General features: G+C 46.5%; 17 protein-coding genes. 11 read left to right on the plus strand and 6 right to left on the minus strand.

Features of this window, described 5'->3' with window-relative positions; translation table 11 throughout:
- Positions 1-81 precede the first annotated feature (81 nt).
- Positions 82-705 carry a hypothetical protein gene (locus K1X61_14815; GenBank protein ID MBX7109918.1) on the minus strand — a complete coding sequence of 208 codons (624 nt, stop codon included), beginning with the start codon at positions 703-705 and terminating at the stop codon, positions 82-84.
- A gap of 293 nt (positions 706-998) precedes the next feature.
- On the opposite strand from K1X61_14815, the gene K1X61_14820 reads away from it, so the two are divergent.
- Positions 999-1,148 (plus strand): transposase, encoded by a 150-nt coding sequence (locus K1X61_14820; protein ID MBX7109919.1) that lies wholly within the window; start codon positions 999-1,001, stop codon positions 1,146-1,148.
- A gap of 308 nt (positions 1,149-1,456) precedes the next feature.
- On the plus strand, positions 1,457-2,770 hold the full coding sequence (locus K1X61_14825; protein ID MBX7109920.1) for a sugar porter family MFS transporter: 1,314 nt from the start codon (positions 1,457-1,459) through the stop codon (positions 2,768-2,770).
- A 158-nt stretch (positions 2,771-2,928) separates the two neighbouring features.
- On the opposite strand, the gene K1X61_14830 is transcribed toward K1X61_14825, so the two are convergent.
- The 4 genes from K1X61_14830 to K1X61_14845 form a co-directional block, all read right to left on the minus strand.
- Entirely contained in the window at positions 2,929-3,813 is an 885-nt protein-coding gene (locus tag K1X61_14830; GenBank protein ID MBX7109921.1) for a hypothetical protein, read from the minus strand.
- Between the two features lie 69 nt (positions 3,814-3,882).
- Positions 3,883-4,638 (minus strand): polyprenol monophosphomannose synthase, encoded by a 756-nt coding sequence (locus tag K1X61_14835; GenBank protein MBX7109922.1) that lies wholly within the window; start codon positions 4,636-4,638, stop codon positions 3,883-3,885.
- Between the two features lie 146 nt (positions 4,639-4,784).
- Complete coding sequence (locus K1X61_14840) at positions 4,785-5,549, minus strand: 3'-5' exonuclease (protein MBX7109923.1); 765 nt, start codon at positions 5,547-5,549, stop codon at positions 4,785-4,787.
- 8 nt (positions 5,550-5,557) lie between these two features.
- Positions 5,558-6,922: a peptidoglycan synthetase gene (locus K1X61_14845; GenBank protein MBX7109924.1), complete on the minus strand. Its 1,365-nt coding sequence runs from the start codon at positions 6,920-6,922 to the stop codon at positions 5,558-5,560.
- 100 nt (positions 6,923-7,022) lie between these two features.
- Between K1X61_14845 and K1X61_14850 the strand changes: the two genes are divergently transcribed.
- The gene (locus tag K1X61_14850) at positions 7,023-7,172 is read left to right on the plus strand and encodes a hypothetical protein (GenBank protein ID MBX7109925.1); all 150 of its coding nucleotides are present in this window, start codon (positions 7,023-7,025) and stop codon (positions 7,170-7,172) included.
- 5 nt (positions 7,173-7,177) lie between these two features.
- Here the strand turns inward: K1X61_14850 and K1X61_14855 are convergent, their stop codons facing one another.
- Positions 7,178-8,635 (minus strand): T9SS type A sorting domain-containing protein, encoded by a 1,458-nt coding sequence (locus K1X61_14855; GenBank protein ID MBX7109926.1) that lies wholly within the window; start codon positions 8,633-8,635, stop codon positions 7,178-7,180.
- A gap of 198 nt (positions 8,636-8,833) precedes the next feature.
- On the opposite strand from K1X61_14855, the gene K1X61_14860 reads away from it, so the two are divergent.
- From K1X61_14860 to bglX, 8 genes are all read left to right on the plus strand, one after another.
- On the plus strand, positions 8,834-9,400 hold the full coding sequence (locus K1X61_14860; GenBank protein MBX7109927.1) for a MarC family protein: 567 nt from the start codon (positions 8,834-8,836) through the stop codon (positions 9,398-9,400).
- A gap of 149 nt (positions 9,401-9,549) precedes the next feature.
- Positions 9,550-10,926: a hypothetical protein gene (locus K1X61_14865; GenBank protein MBX7109928.1), complete on the plus strand. Its 1,377-nt coding sequence runs from the start codon at positions 9,550-9,552 to the stop codon at positions 10,924-10,926.
- Between the two features lie 202 nt (positions 10,927-11,128).
- Positions 11,129-11,839: an NUDIX domain-containing protein gene (locus tag K1X61_14870; protein MBX7109929.1), complete on the plus strand. Its 711-nt coding sequence runs from the start codon at positions 11,129-11,131 to the stop codon at positions 11,837-11,839.
- 74 nt (positions 11,840-11,913) lie between these two features.
- Positions 11,914-14,892, plus strand: a complete 2,979-nt coding sequence (locus K1X61_14875; protein MBX7109930.1) for a TonB-dependent receptor — start codon at positions 11,914-11,916, stop codon at positions 14,890-14,892.
- Between the two features lie 11 nt (positions 14,893-14,903).
- Positions 14,904-16,394, plus strand: a complete 1,491-nt coding sequence (locus tag K1X61_14880; protein MBX7109931.1) for a RagB/SusD family nutrient uptake outer membrane protein — start codon at positions 14,904-14,906, stop codon at positions 16,392-16,394.
- A gap of 70 nt (positions 16,395-16,464) precedes the next feature.
- A complete protein-coding gene (locus tag K1X61_14885; GenBank protein ID MBX7109932.1) occupies positions 16,465-17,721 on the plus strand; it encodes an Ig-like domain-containing protein in 1,257 nt (418 codons plus the stop codon).
- A 440-nt stretch (positions 17,722-18,161) separates the two neighbouring features.
- Positions 18,162-19,805 carry a beta-glucosidase gene (locus K1X61_14890; protein MBX7109933.1) on the plus strand — a complete coding sequence of 548 codons (1,644 nt, stop codon included), beginning with the start codon at positions 18,162-18,164 and terminating at the stop codon, positions 19,803-19,805.
- A 47-nt stretch (positions 19,806-19,852) separates the two neighbouring features.
- Complete coding sequence (bglX, locus tag K1X61_14895; GenBank protein ID MBX7109934.1) at positions 19,853-22,069, plus strand: beta-glucosidase BglX; 2,217 nt, start codon at positions 19,853-19,855, stop codon at positions 22,067-22,069.
- Positions 22,070-22,303: the final 234 nt, after the last annotated feature.

A 22,303-nucleotide genomic window follows, 5' to 3' on the forward strand; every position in this document is an offset into this window, starting at 1 on the left:
CAAAATGATCTGCGGGGCACGAAACCCCGCCAATTGCAAATGTGCTGCCGGCGGCTGCCTTTCTGTTCATCCGAAAATTGTTCATTGTATCATGTAAAAGTTTTTGTCCAGCAACCAATTTCTCATAAACTCAATATCGCTCACATGATGCTCAACAGTCCGTCCGTTTGCAGTCTCGCAGTCAATTTCACAGATTTTACCATTTACGTGTTTGATTTTATTTCCATCAAGTCTGCCTCCAAATTCAATAATACCGTCAACAGCTTCTGCGATTTTGAGTGTTAGTTGCCCCAAAATTTTATGATCGGCCTTATCGTTGCACCTTGCATAGAGGCCAATATCATATTTTGGATAAAACTTAAATTTATCTTCTATTGACTTTAATTCCGACTCTGAATAATTGTAGTAATCATTAGTGATGGGATTGAGTTCCACTCCAAAAGGTCTTAAATCCTCTTTGTCAGGAGATGCTAAAGTTGAGTTTATATAAAAATCATGCTCTGTTCTTTCGCTCGCAAGGTCGTCAATGACTTTGTAGATCAAAGCTATCGTAGAACTGTTTGGAGCAATTCTTAATAAAACAGAGGATGCCGGACCCGCCATGATAATTTCTTTAATTGTCAATTTTTTTGCACAAATTTTTTGAGTTTGTAATGTCGTCACAAGCTTGCTGCTAACGCCAGCCTGTGAAAAACCAATTAACAAACATGTTATAAATTACTTTGATAAAGATATTGAAATAGATGACGCCAGGATCACGTGATTAAAGATCTTGGAGATATGCGGTAAATACAACCCTAAAACAGAGCACAGGTAACCTTCAGCAGTCAGGAAGACAGCGTAGGAGAACAGAATCCGGTCCGGCTCATTGATGCCTTTGTGGAGCATTTGGGCTTAGCGCAGCTCAGGTTTAAGGTACCTGAATTGAAGAGAGAAGGACGTCCGGCTTATGAGTTCAAAGTGTTTCTAAAACTTTATTTTATGGCTACCTCAATGGCATCCGCTCCAGCCGGAGGTTAGAGAAGGAGTGTACCCGAAACACCGAATTACAGTGGTTATTGGGTCAATTAAAGCCCGACTATTATTCCATTGCCTATTTCCGGAAAGAGAACCCTGCTGCCCTGCGTAATTTAAAAACCGAAGGGTGAGAAAAAAAAATTTGAATTTCTTCCTGGGTGGGAGAAAAAATACTCTCTTAAAAAAATTGCTTGCAGCGTTGGCTTGTGCGTTTTTTAAGAGTTGACTCGTCCTGAAAAAAGTTTACATTTTTAGAAGATAATCCTGCTATTCAATTACAAAGTTGATTTTAGTCCTGATAATGGTTTATATGCAGGGTTACAACCTGTGGCTTGTTTGGTCAACAATTGATCAGCTGCATTTCATTTGAATTAATACATTTATGCATGGAACCTTGAGCATCCATACATCACTCACGCATTTCTTTTCCCGTTTCCACATGAACAGCAAACTTATTTTATGGTCCGTTACGGTTGGCCTCGGCGGTTTTTTGTTTGGCCTTGATACGGCGGTGATCTCCGGCGCCGAGCAGGATATTCAGCAGCTCTGGCACCTCGATGGCTGGAGCCACGGGTTGGCCATTGCCATGGCTTTGTACGGTACCGTCATCGGTGCCATGTTCGGCGGTGTTCCCGCAGATACCTATGGCAGAAAGAAAACACTGATTGCCATCGGCCTCCTGTTCTTCTTCTCGGCCATCGGTTCGGCACTGGCCAGCGGTGTTGGCATGTTTATGTTTTTCCGTTTCATGGGCGGCTTGAGTATCGGCGCATCATCGGTGGTGGCGCCTGTGTACATATCGGAGATCGCTCCGCCAAAATACCGCGGCAGGATGGGCATCTCTTTTCAGATGAATATCGTGCTGGGCATCCTGATCGCCTATGTTTCCAATTACCTGCTGGAAGGCGGTGCCAACGACTGGCGCTGGATGCTGGGCATCGTGGCCGTACCTGCCTTGTTCTTCTCTGTACTGATGCTGTTTACGCCGGAAACACCAAGGTGGTTGTTGCTGCACAAAGGCGATGAACAAAAGGCAAAGGACGTCTTGTCCATCACGGAAGAAAATGTGGAGGAAGCCATGGCGGCGATAAAACATTCGGCGGAGGAGCAGCTGAAAGGTCATAAAGAGCGCTTGTTTCAAAAGAAATATTTCCGGCTCATCCTGCTGGCATTCCTGTTTGCCTTCTTCAATCAGTTGTCGGGCATCAATGCCATCATCTACTATGCGCCACGTATCTTTGAGATGACAGGATCGGCAAAGTCGGGTGCATTATTTTCCACAATCGGCATCGGCGTGGTGAATTTGATTTTCACCATCATCGGCTGGATACTGATCGACCGCGTCGGCAGGAAGGTGTTGATGTATATTGGTTCTGTCGGCTACATCGTTTCCCTGGCATTGGTTGCCGGAGCCTTCTTTAATGAGTCGTATGCGAATGTACCGGTGTATGTTTTTATGTTCATCGCTTCGCATGCAATAGGGCAGGGCTCGGTGATATGGGTCTTCATCTCCGAAATATTTCCGAATGCCGTGCGTGCCTCAGGCATGGCTTTGGGCAGCCTGACACACTGGATCTTCGCGGCGCTGATCGCGAATGTGTTTCCCGTATTCGCCGACAGCTATGGCGGCGGAGTGATCTTCGCCTTCTTCAGCGTGATGATGGTATTACAGCTTATTTATGTATGGACGCTGATGCCGGAAACGAAAGGTGTTTCGCTGGAGGAGTTGCAGCGGGAGCTGACGGAAAGGTAGTGGCAACTTTATCTGCTGCATCACGTCACTACGGTTAATCATTTCATCAAGGGCAACAGTAATTGGAGGAATTATTTCGGAACAGACCTTACAAAGTGTTAAGCAGTTTTACTGCAGTGAACAAATCCTTCATTGCATGACCTTGCCATTTGGCTCACTCAACTGCGCAGCACATGTTTCTTTTCCGCTATCAGTGTCCCGTTCAGGAAAAACTTAATGATGAGTGCCTGCTGCAGCAATGCATTGTCGTTGATGGGCAGGTTGAAATGATAGTTGTAGTCATAAGTGCCGGCTGCCTGTGATGCATGCGTCACAAGCTTCTTAATTTCCTGGCCGGCTTCATTGTAAATGATGAGGTCTACTGTTTTTGGTTTTTGAATGGTGTAGGTGAAGGTGCCGTCCACCATTCTGAAAAGCGGTGCGCCTTTTTGTTCTCCGCTGTCTTTTTCATACTTCACATGCTTCAGTCCGCATACGAATTTGCGGAGACGGTTGCTGATAACCGTATCATCGGAAGTGATGGTATAAGGTGAATATTGATCCGTCATACACCATACAGCCTGTTGCGCCGCATCGTTCTGATAGTGATTGGAAGCGATGAAATTAATCAGCGGTATGAGTTCGGCTGAAGCCATCTTACCGGCACGGAACTGTGTTGCATAGCCCGGGGCGCCGTCATGTGCCTCCGTACACATGGCATAAAGCGGCGTGGTGATTTCCTGCTGCGCACCAAGATGCAAGGCAAGTGCCTTGGTGAGCACCATCCGTTGCAGCGTCGTGTCATCCGGTTGCAGGAAACGGCCCGGCGACTCGGTAATTTCAACCGGTACGGTGCGTAAGTTTTTGCAGGTCATGATCAGGCAGTTTCCGTAAAAGGAAGAGCGATAAACGGAATCTGTGCGGTAATCATAACCTCGTATGGTCACCTTGATCCATTTATTGTTCAGGGCTTCATTGATCGTGACGCCGGCATTGGCACTGTTGTGCAAAGAAAGCAGGCAGGCAAGGGTTGTGAGGAGAAGCGAAGCTTTTGGTGCCATCATATCAGGAAGGATGATGACGATAAACGCAGTAGACCGTGCGTTAGTATTCAGTGCTGCAAAATGAACGGATCAAGGTTGGCTACTGGCTTCTTGCCCTGCGGCATAGCTCTCAAAAAAACTCTTCCATTTCATCTTCCATACACCGGTGGCAGCTTCACTGAAGATTCCTTTGCTCATCTTGGAAATACCTTCGAGGCGGTCGCTGAATACAATGGGCACTTCTTTTATTTTGAAACCGAGCTTCCAGGCGGCAAACTTCATCTCGATCTGAAAGGCATAGCCGGTGAATTTAATTTTGTCGAGGTCAATGGCTGCCAGTACTTTTTTCCGGTAGCATACGAAGCCTGCCGTCGTGTCGCGGATGGGCATCCAGGTAATCATGCGCACATAGATGGAAGCATAATAGCTCATCAGCACACGTCCGGTTGGCCAGTTCATCACCTGTCCGCCTTTCACATAGCGCGATCCGATGGCCACATCATAACCTTCCGTTGCACAGGCATTGTACAGCTGCTGCAGGGCTATTGGCGGATGGGAGAAGTCGGCATCCATCTCAAAGATATAGTCATAGTCGCGGCCGATCGCCCATTTGAAGCCTTTGATGTAAGCGGTGCCCAGCCCTTGCTTGCCTGCACGTTCTTCGATGAAAAGCTTTCCCGCAAACTCCGTTTGCAGTGATTTCACCGCGTCGGCCGTGCCGTCGGGAGAAGCATCATCTATAATAAGCATGTTTGCATCCGGGTAAAGCGAGAAGATCTCACGGATCATCCTGGAAATATTTTCCAGTTCATTGTAGGTTGGTATGACGATGAGTGCGTTCTTCAAATTTTATCGGCCTGTAGTGGTTGGGCGTGAGCGTTCCCGGCGATCCGTTCAGCGTCAGCATCCGTTAAACATTTATTGTTGCATCTCATCCGGGAGTAATGTGGATCCCCATAACAGCAGGTTCCACCAACGGATGAACTATGTAATTATTTTTTCATCCGTTCCCTGATGCTTTTTATTTTTTCCTTGAAGTCTAAAGGAAATTCACTTTTCATCAGCCAGTCAAAATAGCTCGGTTCCGTTTTAAATATCTCCGTCACCGCTTTGCCTTTATGCTTTCCGAAATTGAACATCTCGATCTTGTTCTCGTAGTACATCCGTTTTCCGAGGTCAACGAAGTCGCCGTCTTTGGAAAATTCATGGAGGAAATCCACATCATTTTTTAATACGCCGGGATAACGGTCCAGCTGCGATTTCAATACTTCATACGTCGCTTTCACATCAGCCATGGCACTATGGGCATCGGTGAGTTCTTTTTGGCAATAAAACCGGTAAGCGGCGGCCAGGTTGCGCGGTTCCAGGTTGTGGTAGATGCGCTGCACATCCACAAACTTGCGGGCAGAAACATCAAAGATCACTCCGGCGCGGTGAAACTCTTCGAGCAGGATGGGGAAATCAAAGCGCGTGGAATTGAAACCGGCGAGATCACATTCATCGAGAAAGATGAAATACTGCTTGGCAATCTGTTCAAAGGTTGGCGCGTCTTTTACATCTTCATCGGTGATGCCATGTATGGCCGTCACGGCGGCCGGAATCGGCATGAGCGGGTTCACTCTTGTCTGCTTCTCATGTACGTTGCCATCCGGCATCAGTTTGAGCACGGCAATTTCAACAATACGGTCTTTTGCAAAGTTGACGCCTGTCGTTTCAAGGTCAACAAATGCAAGCGGACGGCTGAGTACTAATTCCATTTTTACGATTATGCATGCGTGCTGACAAATGTACTCAACTCTTTTAAATCCAAACCGCCGAAGTTACCCGAACTCATCATCAGCAGGTTGGTGTTCTCCCAGGTTTGTGCGTGCAGAAAATCATGCAGCAATTGCTGATCGGTGAAAACGATGATGGAGTCGTCGTTGAATGTTTCCCGTATCAAAGCCGGTGTCAGTGGTTCAAGCCCTTTAATCTTAAAAGTGTGTGCGTCGTAGAAGATAATTTTCACGCTGGCATCTTTCAGGCTGTCGCAGTATTCGGTGAGAAACTGTTTGTTGAGGCTGCTGTAGGTATGCAACTCCATGCAGGCGATCAGCTTCCGGTGCGGATACTGTTCATTCACTGCTGCAAGCGTCGCCTTCAGCTTGGAAGGAGAGTGGGCGAAGTCTTTGAAGGTGGCGGAAGTGGTGGTTTGTCCGAGCAGCTCAAGTCTCCTCGCTGCTCCCGCGAAATCCCTGATGGCATCCAGGCAGTCTGTTTCACTGAGGCCTAATGCTTTGCATACTTCTATGGCGCCCATCATGTTTTGCAGGTTATGCCTTCCGAAGATTTTTAATGGAATATTTTCATCACTGCGCTTCAGATAGGTTGTGCCATTTTGAATAAAGAAATCAGGCGTGGCATAAGGAACTTTCCAGACGGCAGTGTTAATCGCCGCAGCTATCACGGAAACCTCTTCGTCTTCCGCGTTGTAAATCAGCCGGCCTGATTCCGGAATGAGTGCTGCAAAAGTTTTAAACTGGCTTACGTAATTTTCGAAGGTGGGAAACACGTTGATGTGGTCCCAGGCAATGCCGCTGATGAGTGCGATGTCGGGATGATAGAGGTGAAACTTGGGTTTTTTATTGATGGCGGAATCAGGATATTCATCACCTTCCAGGATCATGACGGGAGCAGATTCAGAAAGGCGAACCATAATGTCGAAGCCTTGTAGCTTCGCACCCACGGCATAGTCGAAGTCAACATTATTTTTCTTCAGTATGTGCATGATCATGGCCGTAATCGTTGTTTTACCATGACTTCCGCCAATGACGACGCGTGTTTTATGTTTCGACTGTTCGTATAAAAATTCAGGAAAGGAATAAATTTTTATCCCCAGCGTTTTGGCCTTTACCAGTTCAGGGTTATCCGCCTTTGCATGCATGCCGAGCACAACAGCGTCGAGCGCCGTTGTAATTTTCTCTTCATGCCATCCTAACGAGGGAGGCAGCAAACTAAATCTGTCGAGGTTGCTTTTGGCAGGTTCAAAGATCTCATCATCAGAACCGGTAACGGAATAACCCTTCAGGCTTAAGGCAATGGCCAGGTTGTGCATAACACTTCCGCCGATTGCGATAAAGTGAACATTCATTTTTTTAGGTTTGCAGGAAATAACAATTCAGCTTACTTTTGAGCGGAATAGCGGCCGAAATTAGTCAGAAGAAAAACGCCTGTCCTAAATTTTTTTAAACATGCTCCATCAAACTTCAGTTTCCAGGTTACTGGCAGTGATTGCCCTCGCATTCGTGATCACGATAGCGGTAACATCCTGCGGAAGTCAGAAAATGGGTTGTCCCGGATCCATTACCCAAAGTGAAAAGCCGGCTGCTTCACACAGCTAAGCATTTTATTTTGCCATTAAAAAGGGAAGGGCTGCAACATGGTTGCGGCTATTTTCTTTTATAGTCAGCAGATACATTCCGTTTATCAAAGTTCCTGTATTGATTGGTTGCCCGGCATCAACAGCCGTTTCCATCCATATTGTTCCGGCAGCATCAGTGATAGTCACAGTATAATGATGTAAAGCATCGAGGCCCGACAGGTATATATTGCCGGCGGTGGGCACAGGAAAAAGGAAGGGACTAAAAAGCTGATCGTGTAGCATATCAGCAGGCGTCATCACTTCCAGCCAGGTGGCGGTATATCGTTCCACATTATTCCAGATATGAAACTGATCATTCCATGTTTGTCCGATGGATTGCAGGAGGTTGCCGTAGTCGTCTACAGTATACAGGTAGCGGTACGTAGCTTCCCAGCCTGTTCCCAGCCAGTTGGATAATATTTTTTGCTCAGGGAAACCGGTAAGCCCGTAGTGCCATGTAATCATGTTGAAGTTCTCCCATGATGCAGAGCTGGCATTCCAGACCTGGAAAATGAGATTGGTGATTTTGTCATCTTCATAAATATAGAAGTACTGATTGAGGTTTTGAAAGGTATTGCCATCCCAGGTTAGGTTCGTTATCTGGAGGATGTTGCCTGATGCGTCATATTCAAAGTTGTTGCCGTAATAAATCAGCCATTTCTCTTCTGCAGCCGACCAGATCATTGATTCGCTGTGCACCAGTTGCTGTTGTGCATTATAAACCATGGTATCTTTTGTTTCGGGCTGCCACCACATCGAATCACTGTTCCATGTATTACCGGCATAGCGTACCAGGTTGTTATTGCTATCGTAACCGGAAACATACTGCGCATAAGCATTCCAGCTCATCGTACTGTCCACCCAATCAGCATGTGTGATGGAAAGTTCTTTGCCATCCGGCAGATAAGCATAATCGTGTTTGTGATTGGCTGTCCAGGCGGCAGCTATTGTATTCCAGTAGCTGATCTTTTCCTGCAGTATGCTGCCGGAAGAAAGGTGCTGCTGCTCATTCAACATGCTGTTGATAAATCCTCCGGTGGTGGCATCATAGATTTCTTCCTGGTAAAACTGCTGGAATCCAAATACATCATAACCGTAAGTAGTCCGCCTGCTGTTGATGTAATCGTTGATGACCTGGTCAAAATTATATTCGTTGAGAATATTTATTTGGCCATCGATGTTATAATCGTAATCAAAGAAGTACAAAGGAAACCACAGCGCCTGATTCATGTCGTAGTAATCAAAAGTTTCTGTTGATGGCTTGAACAGCACATCCCGCGCTGATGAAGTTGTGGGTGAAAAAACTGATAAAAGACAGGGTGGAAGCGTTGCGGTATATGGATTGACAGTACCCTTCAGTTCATCAAAATGTATTACAGGCTGGGAAGATGCGGCACCGAGCTGCATGATAAACAAAAGCAGGCAATGAACGTGTCTCATCATTATATAAAAGTAAAATTATTATTTGCAGGCAGCAACAATCGCTGCACAATAAGTTGACTGCTTTCAATGGTATAAGGGCGGCGCCTTTTCAACCAACATGATGATCGTACCAGTCAAGTCAGGTATATGATGCATAAGACTTGCAGGAATCATGGCATACAAAAATTAAATGATCATCTTTGACTAAAGCGATTCATTATGCACTTCAACGGTAAGGATATCGGCGCCATCAGCATGATACTTTTCGCGGTGATTGATATTACAGGCGGCCTGCCGGTTTTAGTTGACCTGCAGCAAAAGACAGGCAGGCTTAAATCAGAGCAGATCACCATCGTATCCGGTATCATCATGATCGTCTTCCTCTTCCTGGGAGAATCAATCCTGCGGCTCATCGGTATCGACATTGCTTCTTTCGCCATTGCGGGAGCATTCATTATTTTTTTTCTCGCATTGGAAATGATTCTTGGCATCAGGTTCTTCAAAGGCGAGTCGCCTGAGACGGTATCTATTGTACCTATCGCATTTCCGCTGATAGCAGGAGCAGGCACACTCACCACATTGCTCTCGCTTAGATCACAGTACCAGCACATTGAAAATATCATCGTTGCCATCCTGATCAACCTGGTGGTGGTGTACCTGGTGCTGAGGAATACGCACCGGATTGAAAAGCTGCTGGGCAGTGGTGGTATCAACCTGCTGAGAAAGGTTTTTGGTGTCATCCTGCTTGCGCTCGCCGTGAAGCTGTTTAAGTCCAATGCCTTTTGAACAGCAGTGTTTTGCAGTTGTGATGATAACCTTTACTTTTATCATGCTGCCACCATGTGCTGTCATTACCGTGATTAATTGCTGTCTTCAATTCACTGTTGAGAAAAATCATCATTCGCGCAGATTAAACAACCAATCCATTTTCAACTATGCAAAAAATCAACAAAGCTTTATTGTTGCTGTTCATGCCGGTCTTCCTGATGTCAGCCTGCTACCAGAAAAGTGCACCGCTTGTTCCTGCTACATTTATTGATTCCTTGTCGGAAAACACTTTTCACTATTTCTGGGATCTGGCCGGTGAAAACAACGGACAGATTCCCGACCGATGGCCGTCGAAAAGTTTTTCCAGCATTGCGGCAACGGGATTTGGTCTCACGGCTTATCTTATTGGTGTAGAAAGGAAATACATCACCAGGGAACAGGCTGCTGAGAGGGTGTTGAAGACACTCCGGTTTTTTCAGCAGGCTAAGATGGGTGATGCCAAAACCGGAGTAACCGGCTTTCGCGGATTCTTCTATCACTTTATCGACATGGTAACCGGATTGCGTTTTGAGAATGTGGAATTGTCAACCGTGGATACCGGATTACTGATGGCAGGCATACTTTCCTGCCAGAGTTATTTTGATGCGGACAATGCAACCGAAAAGGAGATACGTGACATTGCGGATGCACTGTATAGAAACGTGGAATGGGATTGGGCCATGAATAACGATGCCACCATGAGTATGGGATGGCACCCTGAAAATGGTTTTATTGATGCGCGCTGGAAAGGATATAATGAAGGGATGATCATCTATGTGCTTGCACTGGGTTCACCCACGCATCCCATCAAGGCGGAAAGCTGGAAGGCCTGGACGGACACTTATCAATGGGCAAGTTACTACGGACAAGAGATGGTGAACTTCGGTCCTTTGTTCGGACATCAGTACTCGCACATGTATATCGATTTTAAAGGGATCACCGATGATTACATGCGCAGCAAAGGCATCGATTATTTCGAGAATTCGCGACGGGCTACCTACGCCAACCAGGCTTATTGTATCAATAATCCTGCAGGCTATGTAGGATATTCATCATCTGTGTGGGGGCTCACCGCCTGCGATGGTCCGGGCAATGATAACAAGAGCAACCCTAATATTTCATTCATGGGTTATTCTGCCCGCGGTGCGGCGCAATGGTATGTGCAGGACGACGGCACTATAGCGCCCACTGCGGCAGGCGGCTCCATACCGTTTGCACCGGAGATATGCCTGCCTGCTCTGAAAGCCATGAAGCAACAATACGGCGGCAAAGTATATGACCGTTATGGATTCAAAGATGCCTTCAATCTCTCCATCATCAATAAAGACGGATCGCAGGGTTGGGTGGATCAGGATTACCTCGGCATTGATGAAGGGCCGATCATTATTCAGCTGGAGAATTACCAGAGTGGTTTAGTATGGAACCTGATGAAGAAGAATCCATATATCGTGGCAGGATTGAAGAAGGCCGGATTCAAAGGCGGGTGGCTCGATCAGGTTAAATGAGCAGCTGGCACTGGTAAAAACATATACTTCAGTTGCAAGGAAAGGTTGAATCAAATTGGCATGCAGTCAAAACACGGATCTGTTCGCAGTGAATCTGAATCAATAACAGCACTGCTGATGCCGGCCCCTTGTTGATATAAATAATAGTGTAAGAAATACACTATGCAGATAAGAATCCTATTTTTGTCAATAATACCTGCTGTTGATCAAAAAGCATTCAAAGCACAGGCTGCCAAAGCTGCATTCTGATTTCTCGGTGGATTGCGTAATCTTCGGCTTTGATGAGCAGGAATTGAAGGTGCTCCTGGTGGAAAGAAATCAGCCGCCGTATGAAGGCTGGAAAGCTATTCCCGGCAACCTGGTGTACGACACGGAGGATATTGATGAAGCGGCAGCGAGAGTGCTTTATGAACTGACAGGATTAAAAAACATCTTTCTTGAACAGTTTTATTCCTTTGGAAAAATTGACCGCCATTCGCAGGGACGGGTTATTACAGTGGCTTATTATTCCATTATCAAACGCACCGTCAACGGCCTTCACCCTGTTTCCGGTTACACGAAAAATGCTTACTGGTGGCCTGCTGATAAAATTCCCCGGCTGGCTTTTGACCATAACCTGGTCGTCCGCAAAGCACTCGAAACACTACGGCATAAAATACAATACGAACCGGTTGGCTTTGAACTGCTGCCTGCGAAATTTACACTTACACAGCTCCAACATATTTATGAAGTTATTCTCCGGCGGAAAATTGATAAACGGAATTTCAGGAAGAAAATGCTCAATTGCGGTTTTTTAAACAAGTTGAAGGAGAGACAGGAAGGGGTTTCACACAGGTCGGCGAGTTTTTATAAGTTCAATAAGAGAAGTTATCAGCAGCTGAAAAGGAAAGGATTTATTTTTGGAATTAAATGACAGTACAATTCATCAAAGCACTTTACGGAATACCATCAGTGAATAGAAGCATTTCAAATTTCAAAATTCTTGATATGGTAAGAAATATACTTTTTGCAGCAGCGCTCTTGCTTTCAGCTACAGCACAGGCTCAAAATTTCGCTGTGCAGGGCACGGTAACAGGATCTGATGATGGTCAGCCCATGACCGGTGTTAACGTGGTGGTTAAAGGAGGCACTGCAGGTGCATCCACTGATATTGATGGCCATTACAGCTTAAATGTTAGTGCCGGCACCGATACCCTGATCTTTTCTTATCTCGGTTACATAACGCAGCACATCGGTATAAACAACCGCAATGTGGTGGATGTGGTATTGCCATTGGATGTAGCGATACTGGACGACATCGTAGTGGTGGGATATGGCACGCAGAAAAAGAGTGATCTCACTGGTGCCGTGTCTTCCGTACGGGGCTCCGATCTTACAAAGATACCGGCCGCTTCACCGGTGCAGGCATTGCAGGGCAAGGTAGCAGGCGTGCAGGTTACCAGCACTTCCGGTGCGCCCGGTGCAGGGGCGGTGGTGCGGGTAAGAGGCGTCGGCACCTTTAACAATTCATCACCTATTTATGTGGTGGATGGCGTGATACTCGATGATATCTCATTCTTAAATTCGGGTGATATTCAGTCGATGGAAGTATTGAAGGATGCTTCGGCAACAGCCATCTATGGTTCGAGAGGTTCGAATGGTGTAATAATGGTTACCACGAAGCAGGGGAAAGCCGGTGGCCAGGAAACGCCTACCGTAAACTTTGATGCGGAATATTCATCACAGATTCTTGCAAAGAAAATTGAATTGCTGGATGGAAAAGAGTTCGCCGCTTATGTTAACGATATCACGCCGGGTTCTTATAATAACCTCGATGCAGTGCCCAACACAGACTGGCAGGACCTCGTCTTCCAGAATGCGCCGATGCAGAATTATCACCTCTCTGTTGCAGGGTCTTCCCCTAAATCGCAATATTATGTGGGCCTTGGATATTTCAATCAGCAGGGTATTATTGAAAAATCCAACTATGAACGATTCACCTTTCAGCTGAATAACATTTATAATCTTTCAAAAAACTTCAGGCTGGGCAACAACCTTACCTTTGCCCCTTATGAGCAGCAGAACACAGCCAATGCGACGTATGGCGCTTACCGCGCACAGCCTGTTGCTGTTCCCTTTAATCCTGACAGTACATACGGTGAGGTGCCGGGCGTGGGAAATCCGCTGGCGGATATAGAATACACCAACAACTTTGAGAAAGGTTTGCGCACGGTGGGCAATGTATTTGGCGACGTGAAATTTCTGCAGGCATTCACCTTCAGAACAAGTTTTGGCGTTGATATGAACTATCAGAAGAACCGGAGCTTCACACCGGTTTTCTATGTGTCACCCCAGCAGCAGAATGAAGTGAACGATCTGTTCGTCGGCAACTCCGAGAATGTTAACTGGTTATGGGAAAATACACTCAATTATAAGAAGACATTTGATAAGCACTCCGTGGATGCACTGGCCGGTTATACCATGCAGGAAGCCAGTTCTGAATTCCTGAGCGCCGCAGCCACCAATATACTCGGTGATACCAAGAATCTCTGGTACCTGAATGCAGACAATATCAATCCAACGAGTATCAGCAATGGTGTGGACCCGAACCTAAATTATTCGCTTATCTCTTATCTCTTCAGGGCCAACTATACCTACAACAGCAAGTACCTGTTAACGGCCACATTCAGAAGAGACGGATCCTCCAAGTTTAATATCAACAACCGTTATTCTAATTTCCCATCGATCGCTGGCGGCTGGAATATCGGTAATGAAACGTTCATGGAAAGTGTACCCGCAATTTCCAATATGAAACTGCGTGCCAGCTACGGAGTGATCGGCAATGAGAAAATTAATTATCTGGATCAGTACGCTTTAGTGCTGAACCAGGTGAATGGTGTTTTCGGGCAGAGTGAAGCGCTGCTCCCCGGTTCAACCTATGGTAAAACCGGTAATCCTGATTTGAAGTGGGAGAGTACTAAGCAAACCGACATCGGCCTTGAGATTGGCTTCCTTCAAAACAGGTTATCCACGGAATTTGATTTTTACAGCCGGACTACCGATGACATCCTCGTGGAACTTTCAACACCCGGATATTTTGGCAATGGTGAAGGCGTCAAAGTGCGTTACAATGCAGGTTCCGTATTGAACCGCGGTTTTGAATTTAACGTGGCCTGGAACGATGAGGTAAATGGTTTTCATTACCGGATTGGCCTGCTTGGTACCACTATTCATAATGAAGTGCTCAGCGTTGGTGGCAACAGCGGCGTTGATTCTGTATTGTTTGGCGGAAACCTCGGTAATGGTCAGACCGTAACCCAAAGCAGCGTTGGAAACCCGATTGGCTCCTTCTTTGGCTACCAGACCGATGGTATCTTTCAAAACGAGGCTGAACTGGCAGCTTATCCGCATGAATCACTCACCGGCGTGGGTGACCTGCGCTTCGTGGATCAGAACGGTGATGGAAAAATTAATGCGCAGGACAGGGTGTTCCTCGGCTCACCAATTCCCGATTTTGTATATGGCATTAACCTCGAAGCATCGTATAAAGGCTTTGATCTGTCTGTTGATTTACAAGGCCAGCTTGGCAATGAATTGTATAACGGTAAAGAAGCAGTGCGTCCCGACCTTTATAATTTTGAAGTGCACGTGATCGATCACTGGACCGGCGAAGGAACGAGCACCACAGAGCCGCGGGCTGCATCTGGCGGCGTGAATTATGCTCCATCCGACCGCTTTATCCAGGACGGTTCATTTCTCCGGTTGAGAAGTGTAACGCTCGGCTACAGCTTTTCACAAAGCATTGCTTCAAAAATTCACATGAAGGAAGCGCGCCTGTATATCCGTGGCACCAACCTTTTTACCATCACCCAATTCACCGGCTATACACCTGAAATTGGCAGCGAGGATGTGCTGTCCAATGGCATTGACCTTGGCACCTATCCTATAACATCCATCTATTCATTGGGTCTTAATCTTACCTTCTAACAGCAACTGATATGAGAACCATCTTAACCCGTTCACTTTTCATCGCGCTGATGCTTATCAGCGGAAGTTGTTCCGATTTTCTCGATAAGGTACCGCAGGGCAATCTTACGCAGGAGAATTTTCCGGAAACGGCTGATGATGCCTTGCTTGCCACAAATGCAGTGTACAATACATTACGTAACTGGTTTTACCATTCCGGTGGCTATCCGATTCTGGATATTATGTCGGATGATGCGCATAAAGGCAGTAACCCATCCGATCAGGCCAATACGGTCGGCCCGTATGATGATTTTTCCATCAGCACCAGCCAGGATGGCTTGTCAAGATGGTGGAGTGCGGTATATGAAGGAATTAAACGCGCCAATGTGGTGATTGAAAAAGTGCCGGAGATCAGCATGGATGAAACCCTGCGTGACCGGTATGTAGCTGAAGCCAGGTTTTTGAGAGGGTTATACTATTTCGATCTCGTACGCGCATGGGGCGGCGTTCCTATCATCACCTCTACCACACCTGAACTCAACGTGCCACGTTCCTCAAAAGAAGATGTGTATGCACTCGTCAAAGACGACTTGTTGTTTGCCGTCGATCATCTGCCGGAAAAAACTGCGCTCAATCCTGCTGACTATGGACGGGCTACTAAAGGAGCAGCCGAAGCACTGCTAGCTAAGGTGTACCTCTTTGACGGCGACAATCAGAATGCAGCCAACTATGCATTGGATGTTATCAACGGACATCTATATGCACTCGACCCCAACTTTTCTCATACCTTTTCACTCGACGGACAATACAATTCGGAATCCGTCTTTGAAATCGGCGCTATAGAATATGAGGGACAGGAAAACGGGGGCAATCAATATTCAAATGTGCAGGGTGTACGCGGAACACCAAACCGCGGATGGGGATTTAACAGGCCATCCATTAACCTGCGCGATTCTTTTGAGCCGGGCGATCCGCGGATGGATGCCACCATCATATTCCTCGGAGAAGTAATTGATGGTGTCACTATTCTTGGCGATGGGAGCACACCGGATGTAACCTACACGGATGCTACCAATACAGTGGTAAAAGAGATTGAATGTTATAATCAGAAGATATGGATTCCCGGAACATCCACCAGTGAGCAGTGGGGCCATAACCGCCGGCTTATCCGCTATGCTGAAGTGCTGTTGATTGCTGCGGAAGCATTGAACCAGAACGGTCAGACTGCCGATGCATTGAAATATCTGAACGAGGTAAGGGCCAGGGCAAGGGAAGGTAATGCCAGTATTCTTCCCGACATCACCGAAACAAATAAAGATGCCCTGAATGACCTGATCCTGAAAGAACGCCGGTCAGAGCTCGCGATGGAAGGTGTCAGATTCTGGGACCTCGTGCGCACCGGCAAAGCCGCCTCAGTGCTCGGCCCCCTTGGATTTAAAACCAATAAAAACGAATTACTGCCCATACCACAAACGGAGATAGATATTTCACAAGGCACACTTTCTCAGAATCCGGGATGGTAATCACGATTTTTTAGTTCAATTTTGCATAAACCAATTTTTTTAACCCAAATTAAAAATCACAATGAAAAACATGAAATGGATTATGAGTTCCATGGTAGCTATTGCGCTTTTCGCCATCCTGGTACAAAGTTGTAAGAAAGACGAGCCGGTGGCATTGACGCTTTCATCTCTCACTGCAGGCGGTGTTGATCTGAACGGCGCTTCCAGTGCAACGGGTGTTGCCACGGATGCTGCTATTGCCGCGGTTTTTTCAACGGATGTTGATGCTGCTACCGCGAATTCAACCAACATCACACTTACCCGTGATTATGATGCTGCATCGGTTGATCTCACCATCAGCACCAGCGGCAGCACTGTTACCATTACACCGAATGATGAACTGGCTACAGGCGCTTTGTATGAACTGTCTATCGGTGGCCTGAAATCTACCGAAGGTGAAATGCTTGCAGCAACCATCACCAGGACCTTCACCACAGCGGGCACTTTCGCTCCTGCAGGTGCTGTTGCGTACTGGGATTTTGAAAATTCATCGGTGAATGATTTAACCGGTGCTTACACCGCTGCTGAAAATACAGATGTAACTTTTGCTGCCTCTAAGAGCACGGTATTGGGACAAGCTGCCTATTTCAACGGACATACCACTTACATTGAATATCCGGGCGGACCTACCCTGATGAACACTGCCAGCTTTGCACTCAGCTTCTGGGTAAAAGCAGAAAGCGCAGGCCATGTTGATGGAAGCGGTAACCCCAAAGGAAATTTTGTAATGGGAACAGGATTCTTCAAAGGATTCCAGTTTGAAATCCCCGGCGATTATGCATGGTGCAAAATTGCCGCACAGTACGACTGTGGTACTGTTACCGAAGGTGAAGATTGCTGGTTCCCCGGTGACGGTGTAACTAAAGACAACGGTGGCTGGCAAGGCTGGATTTTCTGCAAAGACCTCACCGGAAGCGGTGGTGTTGCAGCTTTGTTGAAAGACAACTGGGCGCATGTTGTATTTACTTATGATGCTGCGAGCAAAATTGGTTCTATGTACATCAATGGTGAATTGATGAAAGCACAGGATTTCAATTTGTGGCCTGCAGGTGCCAACAAACTCAATGCAGTTGGTTTGAAGTTTGACCCTACCGCTACCGATGTAGGCCAGGGATTTGTATTCGGTTTTGCTGAAGATAAATCAAGTGCACTGTTCTCTACTGAACCTTGGGGTAATGTGAATTCACCTGATTCCAACCACTTCCAGGGCTGGCTCGATGATGTGAGAGTGTATCACAGGGCATTGACACAGGATGAAATCACCCTGATGTACAACTCAAGTAAGTAATACCACAATACGTGGCATATCATTAAGCAGTTTAACTCCAAAGGTTCCCTGTCCTATAGGCCGGGAACCTTTGGTTTGTTTAGACACTCTGTTGTCAGATGATGGGTAAAAACAGGATCATATTTTTTTTGCTGCTGCTGGTAATTGATTTTTCCTGCAAAAAAAATGATGCGCCCGTAACTCCCGGATTGCTGCAACTGTCCACGATCCGCATCGGAACCGAAGTATTACATTTTACCGCCGGCGCGTTGAATGATGAGATACCGGTTGATCAGCCATTGGTCATTACTTTCTCCTCAGCGCTTGATACCGGCACGGTACGCAATGCCGTTTCCCTCAGTGCAGCAGGTAATAATGTTTCTCTTCAGTTTTCTTTTCTCGATAACAATAAAACAATTTCAGCCACACCTTCTTCCGCGCTCCAGCATAATACCATCTATATGCTTGAATTGTCTGATGCCATCAGCGGGGCGCAACACGAATCTTTTGCTGGTGTGGTCATTGAGTTTACAACAGTGCATGCTTCATTAAAATTACTTTCAGTTAGTGTAGCAGGACAGGAATTGCTGACCACATCGCGTATCACAGATGTAGAAAGGAATTTTCCTGCAATAGCTTCCTTCGATCAGCCGCTTGATCCTGCCTCCCTTGATCAGTATTCGGTAAGAGTGTATAATGGCGGAGAATATGCCGACATCTCCTACACGCTTAGCGACAGCAATAAAAAAATCAATATTATTGCGAATACTCCCTTAAAGCATTTTGAACGCTATTACCTGACGCTTTCTGCTCAGATCAAAGGCACCGGTGGAACGGTGTTTGACGGTTATACAAAAGAATTTTTTGCTGCGCTGGATACTGCCCCAAAATTTCCGGTGGTATCCGATGATGAGTTACTCACTATCGTGGAAGCAGCCACCTTTAAATATTTTTGGGATAATGCACATCCGGTGAGTGGATTAGCCCTGGAGCGCGAATCTTCCGGTTACATTGTTACTACAGGAGGTTCAGGTTTCGGTGTGATGGCCATAATGGTAGGTATCAGCAGAAATTTTATTACCAGGCAGGAAGGTGTTGACCGCCTGGAAAAGATCGTCGACTTTCTCACCAGTGCAGACCGCTTTCATGGTGCCTGGCCGCACTGGATGAACGGCAACAACGGTGAAGTTGTCCCCTTCAGCACCAACGACAATGGCGCCGACCTGGTGGAAACATCATTCATGATTCAGGGATTGCTCTCAGTAAGACAGTTTCTGGATGCGGGAAATACACAGGAAAGTAACCTCATTGCCAAAATCAATAATCTCTGGAATTCGGTCGAATGGGACTGGTTCACGAAAGGAGGGCAGGATGTACTGTACTGGCACTGGTCGCCGGATAAAGGCTGGATCATGAATATGCCTATACATGGTTACGATGAAGCATTGATTACCTATCTGCTCGCGGCAGGATCGCCAACACACACAATTACTCCATCCGTTTATCATACCGGATGGGCTGGCAACGGCAGCATCATCAATGGCAACAGCTACTATGGCTATTCCCTGCCTGTTGGCTTTGCCTATGGCGGACCGCTCTTCTTTGCTCATTATTCATTCCTTGGTTTCAACCCGCATAATCTGAAAGATGATTATGCAGACTACTGGGAGCAGAATGTAAATCATTCTCAAATCAACCGTGCGTACTGCATCGACAATCCTAAGAATTACATCGGATATGGACCATCCTGCTGGGGACTTACCGCAAGCGACAATCAGAGCGGTTACAGTGCGCATTCTCCCACCAACGACCTGGGCGTGATCGCACCTACTGCAGCACTTTCCTCTTTTCCATACACACCGGAAGCATCCATGCAAGCCCTGAGATTTTTCTACTATACGTTAGGTGATAAATTATGGGGGCCATATGGTTTTTACGATGCGTTCAATCCAACGGAAGGCTGGTATGGCACATCAGACCTGGCCATCGATGAAGGCCCGATCATCGTGATGATTGAAAACTACAGGACAGGATTGTTATGGAATCTTTTTATGTCGTGCCCTGAAGTAAGTACTGCCATGAATAAACTCGGATTTACCAATTAACGGATATAAAACAGCCTTGCCTTTTTTCACCACCATCAAACCATTTCATGAAAAAAATCTTTTTCCTGCTCGCCTTAGTCATTACCATTTTCCTCTCTCCGTTCAGCACTGCTGCACAGGGCAAGAAGCAGCATTTTATTGATTCCCTGCTTGGGAAAATGACTTTGGAAGAAAAGATTGGTCAGATGACCTTGTTCACCTCCGACTGGGATGTGACGGGTCCAACAGTTAGAAGCAATTATCTCGGAGATATCCGGTCGGGCAGGATGGGCTCTATATTCAATGCCTATACCGTGAAGTATAATCTTGAATTGCAACGTACGGCAGTAGAGCAGACGCGGTTGCATATTCCACTGCTCTTCGGTTACGACGTCATTCACGGCCACCGTACCATATTTCCGATTCCGCTGGCGGAAGCCTGCAGCTGGGACCTGCAAGCCATGGAGAGATCGGCGAGAATAGCCGCTACGGAAGCTTCCGCAGAAGGCATTAACTGGACCTTTGCACCAATGGTGGATATCGCGCGCGACCCGAGATGGGGAAGAGTGATGGAAGGAGCAGGTGAAGATACTTACCTGGGAATACAGATTGCAAAGGCAAGAGTGAAAGGATTCCAGGGTGATAACTTAAGCAGCAAAAATACCATTGCCGCCTGCGCCAAGCACTATGCAGCATACGGTGCGGCGCAAGCAGGGCGCGACTATCACACAGTGGATATTTCCGAAAATACTTTACGGGATGTGTACCTGCCGCCTTTTAAAGCATGTGCCGATGCCGGTGTGGCCACTTTTATGACCTCGTTTAATGAGATCAACGGAGTACCTTCTTCCGGTAATCCGTTTCTGCTGAAAGACATCCTGAAACGTGACTGGAAATGGAATGGATTTATCGTAACGGATTACACCTCCATTAATGAAATGGTGCCACACGGTTTTGCAAAGGATGAAAAAGAAGCCGGAGAAGAAGCATTGAATGCAGGTGTTGATATGGATATGCAGGGCGCCGTTTATTACAATTACACCAAACAGTCATTGGCTGAAAACAAAGTCAGCATCGCGGAAATAGATGATGCGGTGAAAAGGATACTCGGCATCAAGTATGACCTTGGGCTTTTCGAAGATCCGTACCGCTATCTTGATCCGAAACGTGAAGCAACGGATATAATGACAAAAGAAAACCTGGAAGCCGCCCGGGATATGGCACGCAAGTCGATGGTGCTATTGAAAAATGCAAATAATATTTTGCCGCTTCCCAAAGAAATGACCGTTGCCCTGATTGGCCCGTTGGCTGATGACAAAGAAGATATGATCGGAGCGTGGTCCGGTGCAGGTGACAGGGCAAAAGCAATCTCTTTATTGCAGGGGATGAATGCAAGCATAAATAACAGCAGTAAAATTTTGTATGCGAAGGGATGTAATATCAACGATGACTCAACCGGTAATTTCGCGGCTGCTATTGCAATTGCCAACCGGTCTGATGTGATAGTACTGGCACTTGGAGAAAGTGCTTCGATGTCGGGTGAGGCAGCGAGCCGTTCTGACATCAGTCTTCCCGGTGTTCAGCAGCAACTGTTCGATGCATTGAAAAAAACAGGCAAACCCATTGTTGTGGTATTGATGAACGGCCGGCCGATGGTTATTCCTGAACTGGATAAAAACGCTGATGCCATCCTGGAAACATGGTTTGCCGGTACTATGGCCGGTCATGCTATTGCAGATGTTTTGTATGGAGATTATAATCCTTCCGGTAAACTGGCAATGACTTTTCCAAGAAATGTCGGGCAGATTCCTCTTTATTATAACATGAAAAATACCGGACGGCCGTTTGATGAAAACAATAAATACACTTCCAAATATCTTGATGTTCCAAACACTCCGCTCTATCCTTTCGGCTACGGGCTGAGTTATACACAGTTCACTTACACTGATCTGAAACTGAGCAGCCATAAATTTTCAATGGCCGACTCACTGAAAATATCAGTGACGATAACCAATACCGGCAAGCGCGATGGTGATGAAGTGGTGCAACTCTATATCCATGATTTAGTGGGCAGTCTCACCCGGCCGGTAAAGGAATTAAAAGGATTTGAAAAGATATCATTGAAGGCCGGTGAAAGCAAGACCGTCAGCTTTGTGCTGCATGCAGATGACCTGGCCTTCTACAATGCAAAAATGGTCAGGCAGGCGGAACCGGGAGAGTTTAAAGTATATGCCGGCGGAAGTTCATCCGGTGGCCTTGAAGGAAGCTTTGAGTTGCTGAGATAAACTGCGATAGCTGGTGCCGTTAATTTGCGAAACGTTCCTGTTGTCTGATGCAGGAAGATAGTTCACCTGCATTGTCTGCTGCAGGGTATTTGTATTCCGTAATAGATCAGGGTATTCCCGAAAATGTAGAACTCAATCTGAGTAAGTATTTCACAGTATAGTGTGCAAAGAAAAAGCCCCAAATAAGTCACGAAGTGATCAAATTTGGGGCAGTAAAATTTGCACTACAAATGT

Source organism: Chitinophagales bacterium (assembly GCA_019694975.1).
Lineage (GTDB): Bacteria > Bacteroidota > Bacteroidia > Chitinophagales > UBA10324 > JACCZZ01.